Source organism: Pseudomonas parakoreensis (assembly GCF_021602155.1).
Taxonomy (GTDB): Bacteria; Pseudomonadota; Gammaproteobacteria; order Pseudomonadales; family Pseudomonadaceae; genus Aquipseudomonas; species Aquipseudomonas parakoreensis.
Genome location: NZ_BQHY01000010.1, coordinates 115,571 through 129,102 on the forward strand (window position 1 = coordinate 115,571; position 13,532 = coordinate 129,102).

Annotated in this window: 10 protein-coding genes; 6 read left to right on the top strand and 4 right to left on the bottom strand. The window is 60.6% G+C overall.

Annotated elements, in window-relative coordinates; all coding sequences use genetic code 11:
* The first annotated feature begins 169 nt into the window (after nt 1–169).
* On the top strand, nt 170–2,299 hold the full coding sequence (locus tag L6D63_RS17205; protein ID WP_131670219.1) for a TonB-dependent receptor family protein: 2,130 nt from the start codon (nt 170–172) through the stop codon (nt 2,297–2,299).
* Nucleotides 2,300–2,330: 31 nt separating this feature from the next.
* On the opposite strand, the gene L6D63_RS17210 is transcribed toward L6D63_RS17205, so the two are convergent.
* The 3 genes from L6D63_RS17210 to L6D63_RS17220 all read right to left on the bottom strand — a co-directional run bounded on the left by L6D63_RS17210 (nt 2,331) and on the right by L6D63_RS17220 (nt 3,494).
* Complete coding sequence (locus L6D63_RS17210) at nt 2,331–2,711, bottom strand: hypothetical protein (protein ID WP_236170361.1); 381 nt, start codon at nt 2,709–2,711, stop codon at nt 2,331–2,333.
* Nucleotides 2,712–2,755: 44 nt separating this feature from the next.
* Nucleotides 2,756–3,052 (bottom strand): DUF7660 family protein, encoded by a 297-nt coding sequence (locus L6D63_RS17215; protein WP_131670218.1) that lies wholly within the window; start codon nt 3,050–3,052, stop codon nt 2,756–2,758.
* A gap of 73 nt (nt 3,053–3,125) precedes the next feature.
* Nucleotides 3,126–3,494, bottom strand: a complete 369-nt coding sequence (locus L6D63_RS17220) for a lysozyme inhibitor LprI family protein (RefSeq protein ID WP_131670217.1) — start codon at nt 3,492–3,494, stop codon at nt 3,126–3,128.
* Nucleotides 3,495–3,534: 40 nt separating this feature from the next.
* On the opposite strand from L6D63_RS17220, the gene L6D63_RS17225 reads away from it, so the two are divergent.
* From L6D63_RS17225 to L6D63_RS17245, 5 genes are all read left to right on the top strand, one after another.
* Nucleotides 3,535–3,765: a hypothetical protein gene (locus L6D63_RS17225; RefSeq protein WP_027613005.1), complete on the top strand. Its 231-nt coding sequence runs from the start codon at nt 3,535–3,537 to the stop codon at nt 3,763–3,765.
* Between the two features lie 694 nt (nt 3,766–4,459).
* Nucleotides 4,460–4,645 carry a DUF1843 domain-containing protein gene (locus L6D63_RS17230; protein ID WP_095666847.1) on the top strand — a complete coding sequence of 62 codons (186 nt, stop codon included), beginning with the start codon at nt 4,460–4,462 and terminating at the stop codon, nt 4,643–4,645.
* A 34-nt stretch (nt 4,646–4,679) separates the two neighbouring features.
* Entirely contained in the window at nt 4,680–5,297 is a 618-nt protein-coding gene (locus L6D63_RS17235) for a DUF1842 domain-containing protein (protein WP_131670216.1), read from the top strand.
* 41 nt (nt 5,298–5,338) lie between these two features.
* Nucleotides 5,339–5,917 carry a DUF1842 domain-containing protein gene (locus L6D63_RS17240; RefSeq protein WP_131670215.1) on the top strand — a complete coding sequence of 193 codons (579 nt, stop codon included), beginning with the start codon at nt 5,339–5,341 and terminating at the stop codon, nt 5,915–5,917.
* 102 nt (nt 5,918–6,019) lie between these two features.
* On the top strand, nt 6,020–7,483 hold the full coding sequence (locus tag L6D63_RS17245; protein ID WP_131670214.1) for a GDL motif peptide-associated radical SAM/SPASM maturase: 1,464 nt from the start codon (nt 6,020–6,022) through the stop codon (nt 7,481–7,483).
* Nucleotides 7,484–7,572: 89 nt separating this feature from the next.
* On the opposite strand, the gene L6D63_RS17250 is transcribed toward L6D63_RS17245, so the two are convergent.
* Entirely contained in the window at nt 7,573–13,521 is a 5,949-nt protein-coding gene (locus L6D63_RS17250) for a peroxidase family protein (protein ID WP_131670213.1), read from the bottom strand.
* Nucleotides 13,522–13,532 lie beyond the last annotated feature (11 nt).

Genomic DNA, 13,532 nt, shown 5'->3' on the forward strand with positions numbered 1-13,532 from the left:
CCAGCGGCCGGTCGTCTGCATTTGCGGCCATGAATGCCGTCTCCGGACTTGACCTCCAGCACTTCCATCCCTGACTCCCCGGCGAAAAAGCAAAATTGCCATGTGTTTCCATCGTTCCTTCTGGCGTCGCACTGTTCATTGCCCGTTCCTGTCTGTCTGGAGTTTCTCGATGCCATCGCCCAAATCCCTGCCCTCTGCCCTGCTGGGCCTGGCCCTCGCCTGCCCGGTCATGGCCGAGGAACCCAAAGGCATGGAGCTGGGCCAGGTGCTGATTTCCGCTGACGAGCAAAGTGGCACCGATGCCTCCGTCGCCGAGGCCGAAGCGCGTCTGGCGCAAGTGCCCGGCGGCAGCAATGTGGTCGACATGCGTCAGCCGTTGCAGGGCCGGGTGGCGAGCAATCAGGACGTCCTGGCGTATCAGCCCGGGGTCTACGCGCAGTCGGCGGGCAACGAAGGGGTGAAAATCTCGATCCGTGGTTCGGGGATCAACCGCGCACCGGGCGCGCATGCCTCGGGGTTGTACACGATGCTCGACGGCCTGCCGCTGACCGGCCCCGGCGGCACGCCCTACGAATTGCTCGAACCGCTGTGGCTCGACCGTGTGGAGGTGCTGCGCGGCGCCAACGGCTTTGATCGCGGTGCACTGGCGCTGGGCGGCGCCGTCGATTACGTCAGCCACACCGGCTACGACGCGCCGAAACTGCAGGTGCGCTATGCCACCGGCAGCCACGGCTATCAGCAGCGTCAGATCAGTTCCGGGCAAGTGCTGGGCGACTTCGATTACTACGTGTCGCTGACCGACGCGAACGCCGACGGCTATCAGGATCACACCGCCAGCGAGAGCAAAGGCGTGATCGCCAACTTCGGCTATCGCTTCAACCCGAACCTGGAGACCCGCTTCTATTTCCGTTACCGCGAGACCGACAACGACCTCGCCGGCCGCGTGACCAAACACTCGATCGAGCACACGCCACGGGCGGCCAACCCGGCCTATGTGTCGCGCGACGACAGCCGCAAACAACCGGGCAGCACCTTCATCGGCAACAAGACCACCTACTACATCGACGATGATTCGAGCATTCAGACCGGCCTGGTCTATCACGACTACCCGATGGACCTGCGCGAAGGCCCGAACCGTCTGAAAGTGGCCTACACCGACGTCAGCGGCACGTTCGACTACAAGCGCCGCGACACCCTGTTCGGCATGGAAAGCCGCAGCACCATCGGCCTGCGCACCACCAAACATTTGCCCAACGACGGCGCCAGTGAATTCGTGCGCATCCCGTCCGGCAACACCGCCGCGTATGCGCCGGGCACGCGCATGCGCAACTTCACCTATCAGGGTTCGGACACCGTTCTGCACGTCGGCAACGACCTGGAAATCGCCGACGACCTGTGGCTGACCACCGGCCTCGCCGCCCTCTACACCCGCCGCGAAAGCGCCGTCACCTACCCGCAAAACGCCGGCAAGACCAGCATGAGCGACTGGGACTATGCGCCGCGTGTGGGCCTGCGCTATCAGGTCACGCCGGACCTGCAACTGTTCGGCAACCTCAGCCGTTCGGTGGAAGCACCGCACCCGTGGTCGCTGATCTACAGCTCGAACATTCGCTTCCCGGCCGGCAACGGCGCGGCGACCGGCACCCAGAGCGACCCGATCAAACTGCAGAACCAGACTGCGACCACCCTCGAACTCGGCGGTCGCGGCGACAGCGCGCTCGGCCAGTGGAGCCTGGCGTGGTACTACGCGCAGGTGCGCCACGAATTGCTGTCGGTATTGCCGGATGCCAACGCCGTCACCCCGTACGAACTCAACGCCAGCCCCACCGTGCACCAAGGCGTGGAAGCCAGTCTGCAAAGCACGCTGTGGTCAGCCGCCGACGGACGTAAATTGAGCCTGCGTCAGGCCTACACGTTCAGCGATTTCCACTACCGCGACGATCAGCGCTTCGGCGACAACCGCCTGCCCGGCCTGCCGATGCACTACTACCAGGGCGAACTGCGCCACGACTGGCCGCAAGGCTTCTTCGCGGCGGTCAACACGCAACTGGTGTCCAAAGTCGCGGTGGATTACGCCAACAGCTACTACGCCGATCCGTACGCACTGTTCGGTGCCACCGTCGGCTACAACGCGCCGAAAAACGACTGGCAAACCTGGCTCGACCTGCGCAACCTGACCAACAAGCACTATGCCGCCACCGTCACGCCGGGGTATGACGACAAAAGTCTGGATGCGGCGCGGTCTACGCCGGGTGAAGGGTTCGGGGTTTATGTCGGGGTGTCGTGGAGTCTGCTCTAACGGTTTGCATAATCGGCAACCCGCCGGGTTACTACTCCAACGCAGGCAAATGATTACGCAAAATATTCTCCAGCCCCGGCCGCGTATGTTTCTCCCAAGGGCAAACATCCCGCGCATCGCCTGTGTGCAGATACTCGCCGGCATCAAATGCCTGATAGATGTCAAAGGCTGGCTGGGGCATTTCTGCGTACATCGACACATCAACGATGGAGTTGATAAGTGCATTCATCACTTCATCGCCAAACTCAAAATCACGCGTGTTTGACAGGAAATCTCTGGCTACGGCGATCGCGACTTGATTAAGCAGATCGCGACGTTCGACCTGCAGCCGCTCACAAAAGGGTTGCAGATCGATGTTCAAACCTTCTTCAATCGCTTCCAGCATGACCAGATAAAGATCGGCTTCACTCAACGGCCTACTCATTTTTCCTGCTCTGTTCTTGATGGCTCGCCCGCTCACTCATAAAACTTGCCGGCCAGCAAAATGCTCGCGCAGCGCTGCCATACGTTGGCTGAAGCGACTTCCGCCGCCACCTGCCTGGAACTGTCAATCGCCCAGGCACCTGCGGCTTCGAGAAACGCATCCACAGATCCATTTTCCCAACCCAAGGCGCTCCGCCCATAGGGGGACAGCGGTTCGTTCATCGTCTGCTCACGGGCGAAATCGGCACCCAGTGCCTGAATAAACGCAATGAACGATTGCTCGTCGTTCACACGCTCCAGCAACTCATCAAGATCATCAGGCGCAGACATCGTGGCACTTTCCGTTTTGTGAATGGTTTGCCCGGGATGCTGCTATGCATCGACCAAAGGGTCAATCAGTCCGTCAAAACGGCCCCTGCGTCATCACCCGCGTCTCGATGATGTTGCGCAGCGCGTCAACCCGCTTCTGATACAGCTCAGTCAAGCAACCGACCTTGGCGCCACAGGCCTTGCGGCTTTTCAGGAAAGCCTGCTGTTCGCCGATCAGCGCGTCGCGCCCGCCCATCGGCAGCAGGCGTTTATCGAGGCTGAAGAGCTCGCCCATGGTGACGTCCAAGTCGTTCAGCGTGCGGTTGGCGCAAACGGCTTTCTCGTCTGGCGCTTCGGCCTTGGCACAGTCGAAACTGGCGGCGTGTGCTGAGTTGGCAGCGATTAGCAGCGCACAGCCGAGGGCCGCGACAGTCACCCGTGAAATTTCTCGAACTCGTGTCATGTCGTCGTATCCAACGTTGTAAGCCAATGTAGGTATGAAAATGAAAAACACTGACGACCGCAAGCCCGCAACCCCTCATAACGCGCCTCCGCTCGACGCTGCCGGCAAACCGGTGGATGTGGTTCGCCGGGATCTGCAGGACAGCGACGACGATACCAAAGCTGTGGACGAGGTGCTGACGCCGACCTCGATCCGCACCAAGGAACAGGAAGCGGAGGAACTCAAGCGCAAGACCGATGCGATCGAACGCAAGGTCGCCGACGGCAATTGACTCCCCAGCCTCAGGGCAGCGCTGACGTGATATGTCGGGCGGAAGGATTGCTTATTGCCAATCAATCCATCCGGCCCTGCGCTGGCCTTGGCCCTTTCTGCCCTTGGAAATACCTTCGTCCGCTCAACGGTTTGCAGCCCTTGAGCGGATACGTCCCGCGAGCCGTCAATCTCCCGCCCACGACCGTTCGGCGCTTTCTCTGGCAAGGCCGCAAATTCGCATCTAGGGTTGCATCGCTGGCGATATGCCAGCCACCCAGCGAATGTCGAATCGGCACTCGCCCGTAGCGGCACTGGAAAAGCAATCAGGGATGGTTTTTGTGCTTGCGGTTCTCCTGCGCTCTTGCCGAGCGCGTCACTGATCCCTGCGTTTCGTTGTGTTCTATCAAGGACAGAAAGATGAACAACGTACCGGTCAATTCTCTGCATCTGCCACTCAGGCAGGCCACACGCAACGCTCCCGAAGTCCCGCCCGGCGGGTTCGGCTGAGAACGCCGGCGCCAGCCCGGACGCGCTGACGTCTGCGCTGCGCGCACTGAAACCCGCACTCGATCAGATCCCGACGGATCAGGTAACCCGCTCGTGGAGAACAGCGCCTGCCGCTGTTCTTGCAGGTCGCGGCTGCCTGTCTGTCAGGTAAGGCGCCCCTTCTCGTCAGGGGGCGGTTTTGCAGCACCAATGAGGAAACCCTCGCTATGTCCCGTTCAACGGCCAACATCCCGCCTTACGGCGTCGCCATTCAAAGTGCGATCAAGCAAGGCGATGTGCAACACATGAAGACGCTGTTGCAACAACGCGACACCAGCAAGCCTGAAGCGCAAGACCTGAAAGACGCGTACGAAAAACTGGCCAAGGAAGTTTCCAGGCACGAAAAGTCCTGAAGCCATCAATCACATTGCAATGGAGGCAATCAACATGTCCGGATCCACTGAAAATGTCGGCCTGTTCCCGGTGAGCTATCGCATCGGCACCGGCGCTCCCGGTGCGCAGTCGCTGGCGCTGCACCTGCTGGTCTCGACACCCGATACGAAAGTCAACGGCACTGCCGCGATCACCCAGGCGACCAATCCGCCGCTCGACGTGCATTCCGACGTCTGGGGCGAGTACACCTACCTCACCGTGATGTCGCCCGGTGTCAGCAAAATCCTCGTGACTGCCCAGGGCAATCACGGCGGCCCAGGCGCCAACTCCATCGTTAATTTCAAAGTAAGACTGGTGGTCGGTACCGACTGGCGTGAAGGCGTTGCCAATTACAGTTACTTCGATGGTCAACGCTGGCATGAGGTCAACAACGCCCCGGCGCATCTGGTGGAATCGATCCCCTCACCGTTCAATCCCGGCCCGGTGATCAACCCGCACCCACCAATCCTGCCGCTGTATGCCGCACCGATTCAGAGCGCCATCGCCAGCGGTGATCTGGCACAGATGAAGAACCTGGCCAGGCTCGCCGAACAGCAACTGGAGCAACTGCCGAAATTGCGCGACGCACTGGACACCGCGAAGAAAGAGGTCAGCCGGCTGCAGAGCCACTGAGTCAGGCCACTTGATCCGCCATTCACTTAGGGAGTAGCACCATGTCGATTGGACTTTTTCACACCCGTCTCAGCATCAGCAATGCATTGCACGGCGCACCGGCTCTGACCCTTGATCTGCTGGTCGATACCGTGAACAAGCGTGTCAGCGGGATTGCCAGCGTGTTTCAGGCCACCTGGCCGACGGTCAATTTCCGGACTCAGGTCTGGGGCAGTTTTTCCGAAACCAAACTGACTGCAAACGTCGAGAACCACATCATCCTGACCCTTGACGGCGGTCCGAGCGGCCCGCTCAGCCAGATCGCCCAGACCTTCCACCTCAGAGGCATCCTGGGCGGCGACTGGGCCAGCGGTTTTGTCGATTATCGCTATGAAGAAAAGGGCCAGTGGCAGGAGGTTAAGCACGTTGCGGTGCATCCGGCACCCAGCGAGCAACCGCACCCCACGCCGCATCCGCAACCCCTGTACGCCGTGGCCGTGCAGCAGGCGCAGGCCGGCGGAGATCTGGCGCAGCTCAAATCCGTGGTGCAACAGGCCGAGCAACAAGTGGCGCATGAGGGCGCCTTGCGCAGTGCGCTTGAGCATCTGAAAGCGGAAATCACGCGTCTGGAAAAACGCTAACCGACAGGCCCCGGGCGCGATTGCACAGGATCGCGCCCGGGGCTAGTTCAACGGCGGTCAATGCCTTCGTAGCGCGCACCGGATGGTGCGCAAGGATTTCCCATGTCAGACGTGCGCCCTGCCCGTTATCTCAGCGACACCGATCTCAAACGCTACGTGCCAGTGCACGTGGTCTGGGAGATCACCCTGGCCTGCGACCTGAAATGCCTGCATTGCGGCTCCCGCGCAGGGCATCGCCGGCCTGACGAACTCAACACCCGCGAATGCCTGGACGTCATCGATTCACTGGCCGCGCTTGGCACCCGCGAGATCACCCTGATCGGCGGCGAAGCTTATTTGCGCAAGGACTGGACACAACTGATCAAGGCCATTCACGACCACGGCATGTACTGCGCAATCCAGACCGGCGGGCGCAACCTGACCCCGGCGAAGATGCAGGCGGCGGTCGATGCCGGGCTCAACGGCGTGGGCATTTCCCTCGATGGACTTGCGCCGTTGCACGATGCGGTGCGCAACGTTCCCGGCTCGTTCGACAAGGCCGTGGACACCCTGCGCCGGGCCAAAGCCGCGGGGCTGGCGGTGAGCGTCAACACCCAGATCGGCGCCGCGACCCTGCCCGACTTGCCAGCGCTGATGGACACCATCATCGAACTCGGTGCCACCCACTGGCAGATCCAGATCACCGTCGCCATGGGCAACGCGGTGGACCATCCGGAACTGCTGCTGCAACCCTATCAACTGCTCGAAGTGATGCCGCTGCTTGCGCGGCTGTATCGCGAAGGTGTCGACCGTGGCTTGCTGATGAATGTCGGCAACAACATCGGCTATTACGGCCCGTATGAACACCTGTGGCGCGGCTTCGGCGACGAGCGCGTGCACTGGACCGGTTGCGCCGCCGGCCAGACCGTTCTGGCACTGGAGGCCGACGGCACGGTCAAGGGCTGCCCGTCACTGGCCACCGTGGGTTTCTCCGGCGGCAATGTGCGCAGCATGAGCCTGCACGACATCTGGCACTACAGCGAAGGCATGCATTTTGGCCGCCTGCGCTCGGTGGATGACATGTGGGGTTATTGCCGTGGCTGTTATTACAACGACGTCTGTCGCGGCGGCTGCACCTGGACTTCGCACTCGCTGCTCGGCAAACCCGGCAACAACCCCTATTGCCATTACCGTACGCTGGAGCTGCACAAGCGCGGGCTGCGCGAGCGCATCGTCAAGGTCGAGGACGCGGCGCAGAAATCGTTTGCGGTCGGCCGCTTCGACCTGATCACCGAACGCATCGACACCGGCGAGAAAGTCGGCAGCGTCAGTGACAGCGGTCAGGTGATCAAACTGGCATGGATCAATCAGGGCCAGCAATCGCCGGAACAAGGCCGGATCGCCCCGCAACTGAGCCTGTGCCGCAGCTGCTTGCAGTACATCTATCCGCACGAGGTGATCTGTCCGCACTGCGCCGCCGATGTCGCCGCCGCCGAAGCCGAGCACCAGGCCAATCGCGCGCGGCAGCAGGTAATCATGAATACGCTGAGCGGGCTGCTGGGTATCTCGCCCAGTCACTTGAACTGATTTTCGTGCAGTAAAACAGTCTGGATCGAAGGCTGAGCAATAAAGGCGCCCATATCCTGAAATGAGCGCCTTTTTCTCTGATTGCCGAATCAAACCACGCCGACAAAGTCACTGGCTGTCAACGCGATATGCCCCACCAGATCGATCTGAATATCTGCACCCGGTCCTGAATTGACATTGCCCTCCACGTAAGTGTGATCCACGCCGCCAACGTTCACGAAGTGATACTTGAGCTGCGCTTGATTGTTGAACTCGGTACCCACGCCATTCCACTCGCCGAGGAACGTAAAGTCCTGATTGCCGGCAGAACCCGCTCCGGAAGTTCGCGCATCGATCAACGATAGATCGATGTGATCCTGGCCTTGGGTGAAGTCATTGATGACGTCCCGCGTCAACGTTGACGTGCCCGAGTCGCCCGTGGCGGAAAAAACGAACAGATCATTGCCCGCGCCGCCGGACAAGATGTCGCGATTGCCGCCCCCTTCGAGGGTGTCGTTGCCGCTGCCACCAGCGAGTGTGTCCGTGCCGCCCTGCCCGGTCAGCACGTTGTCGCCACCATCGCCGGTCAAGGTGTTGGCACCGCTACCACCGATCACGTTTTCAACATTGATCAACGTATCACTACCGGTCTGCGAACTGCTCGCCAGACCTGTCGCCAGGTTAACCGTGGCGCTGGCGGAGGTTGCTGACAGGTCATAGGTGTCGACATCGCCGCCGCCATCGTAGCTGTCGTTACCGTCGTTGACCGACGCCCGCAAGGTGTCATTGCCCAGTCCGCCGAACACGCTGTCCAGTCCTTGGCCACCCACCAGGGTGTCGCCACCGCTGCCGCCATCCAGCCAGTCGTTGCCACCCTGGCCTTGCATCAGGTTGCTGGCACCATCGCCCTGAATGTGATCGTTGCCGGAACTGCCGTTGACATTTTCGATGCTGGTCAAGGTGTCGCTACCAGTCTGGGTGCTGGTGGAGGTGCCTGCCTGCAAATCCACCGTGGCCGCCGCCGACGTGGCAGACAAATCATAAGCGTCGGTGCCGGTTCCGCCGTCGTAGTGGTCGTTGCCATCGTTGAGCGACGCCAGCATCGTGTCGTTGCCACCGCCACCGAACAACGTGTCGTTGCCGGCCAGGCCGGTGAGCTGGTTGTTGCCACTGTTGCCGGTGATGATGTTGTCCAGACTGTTGCCGGTGCCATTGATGTTGTTGGAGCCGAGCAAGGTCAGGTTCTCGACGTTGGCGCCCAGCGTATAGCTGATTGACGACGTCACCGTGTCGGTGCCCTCGTTGAGGCTTTCCTGCACCACATCGCCATTGGCGTCGACCACGTAGATGTCGTTGCCGGTATTGCCCCGCATTGTGTCGTTGCCACTGCCGCCATCCAGCAGGTCCGAGCCGAGACCGCCATTGAGTACGTCGTTGCCCGAGTAGCCCATCAGGATGTCCTGATAGTTGGTGCCGTTCAGCGTATTGCTGAAGAAGTTGGTGCCTTCGATGAAACGCCCGACGGCTTCAGTAGGATCCGACGTCAGTTGCTCCACCGTGCCACTGTTGTCGGTGTAGGTGGTCAGCACTCGCACCTGCTGTCCGAACTGTGCCGAAGTCGGAGCAAATGTCGAAGCATTGGCGCCGGAGATGTTCAGCCACGTGGCGCCTACCAGTGCCTGCCATTGATAGGAGAATCCGCTGGGGCCGGGCAAACCATCGGCATCCTGAATGGCCGAGGTGTTGGCAGTCAGCCGGTACTGCGCCGGCACTGGCCGGCTTGGTGTGGTCGGCGCCGTGGCAAATCCCGACACGGCGACATTGCCGGTCGGCAGGTGGTTGTTGATGCTCAGGTTGACCGTGCGATCGGCGAAGCGCAGCTTTTCGACACCGATAACGATGTCGGTGCCGTCGACATTCGCGGCTCCCGCGCGCAGATCCACAACCTTGAACGCAGTGATCAACTCACCACCCGGCCGGGTGTCGGTGAACTTGGTGATGCTGTAGTCGGCGAAGTTGCCGCTGAGGATCGCGGTATCGGCTGCACCATCAGCCGTGCCGGGTGCGGCATGGTTGTCACCCAGAATGAAATCCGGGCGACTGGCCTGCAGGCCGGTAAAGTGCTGGGCGTAGCCTTGGCCGGCGAGCAGGTGATTGAGGTCGGCGAGTTTGATCGAATCGCCGACGATCACATCATTGCCGCCGTTGCCTTGGGCGACATCGTCACCACTGCCGCCAATCAGCCAGTTCTCAGTCGCGTTGCCAATCAGGCCGGCCGTCGGATTGGCCGGCGCGGCGCTGTTGGGCCGACTGTCACTGAAGCGCGAACCGATCAACCCTTCAATGTCGGTCAGCAAGGCGTTGAACGGCTGGAACAGCACGCCAGTACCCGGTGCGGCGACGATGTTCTGATTATTCAGATCCGCCGCCGCATCCAGCGCGATGTTCACATCGCTGAACGCGGCAATGTCGAAGCCGACATCACCAATGGCCTCGTCGCCATCGCCCTGGCCTGGAGCACCACCGAGGCCCGGCAGAAGAATATCGTCGCCGGTACCGCCGAACTCCTGGTCACCGGTCGAGCCGCCGGAAATGATGTCGTCGCCGTCCTCACCGAACAGAATGTCCGGGCCGTCGCCGCCATAAATTTCATCATTGCCGTCGCCGCCATGCACCAGGTCAGTATCGCCACCGGCATCGATGTAATCATTACCGGCACCACCGTACAGCTCATCGATACCGGCTTCGCCGTAGAGGTGATCATTGCCATTACCGCCGATCACCACGTCGAGGGCACCGGCACTGGTGCCGGCGTAAATGGTGTCGTCGCCTTCCCCGCCATCGAGGAAGTCTTCGATATCTCCGCCGTAGATCACATCGTTACCGTCGCCACCGTAGATATGGTCGGCGCCGGCCTTGCCATCGAGAATGTCATCGCCACCCTCGCCGTAGATCGTATCGTCACCGTCGCCGGCATCCAGCCAGTCGTTGTAGTCGGTGCCGACCAGCACTTCGTGAGAGTTGTACCCCACTGCCGCCGTGCCATCGGGATTCTGGCCCTGATCCGGACGATAGTCGCGGATGTAGGTCTGCGAGGTATGCGTTTCCGGATTGCTCAAGCTCACCAGCAAGCCGTTGCCACCAATCCCGCCGACGCCACCGGTGGAATAAACGCCCATGTGGTTGGCTTCGATCAGCGTGCCGTATTTGTGTTCGCTCTTGTACGCGGTGGCACTGGCACCGGAGTCGGTGTAGCTCAATTCGACGTAGCTGTCGGCGTAGCCAAACACATCACCCGCCAAGTGCCGTGCGTCGGTGGTGCGCTCGATGATGTCCTTGAACTGCTCGGTGACCACCTGCTCGTTGAGGTTGGTCATCGCCGGCAAGCCGAGGTCGAGGCGGAACAGGTAGTAGAAACGGTCACCGTCCATCAACCGCTCCATCTGATCCTCGAAGATCGCATTGAAGGTCGTGCCCAGTTGTCCGGTGTAGACGTGTTTTTCCGCCAGACCGCCGATCCACAGATCGATGGCGTTGTAGCCGTCATAACCGGCGACATGGTTACCGTTCGGATCTGCCGCGCCGGAAAGGAAATAGGCCGCTTGCTCTGCCGTCACGCTGCCACCGGCGTAGTTAGTGGTCAGGCCGGTGGCGTCGGCATCGATGATTGCCTGCGCGTGGGCGACATCGCCGTCAAACGAATAGGCGGCAATGAAGTTCACCAGTGACTCGGGGTGAATCATGTTGTTGGCGAAGTCACTCCAACTGGTATAGGGCGTCAGCCCATCGACGATCAGATTCGTATGGTGTTGCGCGCCGGCCGGTGAAGCCCGTTCGGCAACCAGTGCATCGTGGATCTGCTGTCGCGCCTGATTCAGGGTTGGCAAGCCCAAATCACGACCGCGTGCAAGGTTGATGGTCGCCAGATCCAGCGGCTGACCAAGCAAACCCTGCTGCAATGCCGGAGTGACGAACTCGTCGATTTCGTTGCTGATCTGCCGGGTCATGCCCAGCGCGATGGCGGTTGGGCCCACTTCGGCAAAACCACCCGGATTGAGGAAAGCCTGCTCCAGTGCGTAGTGGGTGATCGCACCGGTCAGGTCGTAGCTGCCACTGGCATTTTTTTCCAGAGCATCAATGGTTTCACGCAGTTGCGAATGCCCGAAGCGGAACGCTGCCTGCCCATACTCCAGCGAAATATTGGTGTTGATGCCCGAGTCGTAGGTGACGAACTCAGGCAGGTCCGGGGTGATCAACCGGGCGTATTGGTCGATCGCCACATGCTGGTATTCCATCTCCACGGTCAGCTTGGCGGCGTAGAAGAGTTTGTCCTGATCCCAGGACACCGTGACGCCGTCAGCCAAGGTGAAGTTGCCATTGGCGTCGGTGTAAAAACCGCCATTGCCATTGCTGATCTGCACCTGCCAGTTGTGCCGTACATTGACGTCAGTCTGGCTCAGCACTTCGTTCTGCAGATTGATCAGCTGCACGTTATGGTCTTCGTGGAATACGTGATGAATCGCGGTGAGGCCGAAGTTTTCGTTCACCCGTCCGTCGCCGGCAATGTAGTGATCGCCCACCGATTGCAGCAACAGTTCGTTGGCCACTGCGTAATCGGCACTGCCCGGCGCTGCACTGATGGTGAAATCAGCGAAGTTGACGAAGCTGAACAGATTCTTCGGCCCGCCATTATCGTAATTGACGACCATGCCGTAAGGGTTGTTGGCATCGAAGGTGATGCTGGTGATGTGCGAATCCAGCGACATCAGGCGAGCCTGGTCGATATGCGCATCATCGAAGTGCGGATTCATGTCCAGCAGCAGCGCTTCACGGGTGTAAACCGCCTGCACGCCTGCTGTGTTGGGGTCGGCATCAAGCACATGGCCTTGGGCGTCGCGCACACGAAAGTTGGCGATATCGTCCCAGGTCAGGTCGTCACGACCGGTGGCCAGCACATGCGCGCGTAACTCGCTCAAGGTGGGCAGGGTCTGGTGAGTCAGTACGCCGTTAAGCGTCCAGGCCGCCTCATCACTCAAGGTCGTACCATCGAACAGGGCCGCTCCGGCGATGAATTGCCCGGGATGATTAGGGTCAGCCACCCACTGGCGCAGCAACTGCGTGACGGCGTCATTGGAGCCGTAAGTCTGATTCTGATCGATGTAGGGCGAGTCGAGGTTGACGTACTGCGCCTGCCCCTGCCCGTCCACTTCAGCCACGGAGGCGCGGTGGACTTTGATCGAGTACACCGGTTGCCCATCCGGGCCGATCGTGCCGTAGAGCGGATCGTCCGGCGCCAGCGGAATCGTGATGGTCGCGTTCTGGTTGGGTTTGTTGATGAAGTCCAGACCATGGTCGAAGAACTGCCCGAACAGGGTGAACCAGCCAGTGGTCGAGGGGTCACCCGACACGGTGTTCTGGTTACGGATGTAGTACTGGCCGGAATCCGGTGCACTGGTGTCGATTTCACCCAGGGTGCCGAGAATGCCCGGGTCAGTGACGATCGCCACGCCCGTGGCAGTGTGCTGAATATGACCATTGGCGTCGGTTGCGAAAGTGACGCCACCGCTGACGATGGTCTGGCTGATCATTCGGGGGGTGTAGTCCACCAATGACGCTGTCGGATCGCTGTACAGTGAACTACTGTCAGACAGGGGCGTGATGCCTGCAGGCACACCGGCGCCGAGGGTCAACGCCGCATTGCTCAGGTTTTGCTGGACGTAGTGACTGTAGTCCGAATGCGTCAGACGAATGAAATTCTGCCCGAAGCTGCCCCAGCTCTGGCCGTCCTGGGTCAGGTTATTGAAATGGCCGGAGACGTTGCGCAGCCCGATCGGATCGCGGGCGCCGTTGTACCAGACAGCTTCACCGGGCGGTGTATCGAGCGGATTGAAGCTGCCAAGCAAACCCAGCACATGGACGTTGCCGTCCGAGCCATCGTAGCCATACAACGGTTGGCCAGCGCTGTCGTAGCCAACGATATGGATAGTCGGAAAGGACACCTGCTGTTCAAGGAACGAAATATCGTTGGCATTGAGGGTAAAGCGCTTTAGCTGGTACATGGCAAACTCCG

What these genes read in the sequence shown, in the direction of transcription:
- L6D63_RS17205 (WP_131670219.1), top strand. Translation starts at nt 170, where the DNA reads ATGCCATCGCCCAAATCCCTGCCCTCTGCCCTGCTGGGCCTGGCCCTC.
- L6D63_RS17215 (WP_131670218.1), bottom strand. Translation starts at nt 3,052, where the DNA reads ATGTCTGCGCCTGATGATCTTGATGAGTTGCTGGAGCGTGTGAACGAC.
- L6D63_RS17220 (WP_131670217.1), bottom strand. Translation starts at nt 3,494, where the DNA reads ATGACACGAGTTCGAGAAATTTCACGGGTGACTGTCGCGGCCCTCGGC.
- L6D63_RS17225 (WP_027613005.1), top strand. Translation starts at nt 3,535, where the DNA reads ATGAAAAACACTGACGACCGCAAGCCCGCAACCCCTCATAACGCGCCT.
- L6D63_RS17230 (WP_095666847.1), top strand. Translation starts at nt 4,460, where the DNA reads ATGTCCCGTTCAACGGCCAACATCCCGCCTTACGGCGTCGCCATTCAA.
- L6D63_RS17235 (WP_131670216.1), top strand. Translation starts at nt 4,680, where the DNA reads ATGTCCGGATCCACTGAAAATGTCGGCCTGTTCCCGGTGAGCTATCGC.
- L6D63_RS17240 (WP_131670215.1), top strand. Translation starts at nt 5,339, where the DNA reads ATGTCGATTGGACTTTTTCACACCCGTCTCAGCATCAGCAATGCATTG.
- L6D63_RS17245 (WP_131670214.1), top strand. Translation starts at nt 6,020, where the DNA reads ATGTCAGACGTGCGCCCTGCCCGTTATCTCAGCGACACCGATCTCAAA.
- L6D63_RS17250 (WP_131670213.1), bottom strand. Translation starts at nt 13,521, where the DNA reads ATGTACCAGCTAAAGCGCTTTACCCTCAATGCCAACGATATTTCGTTC.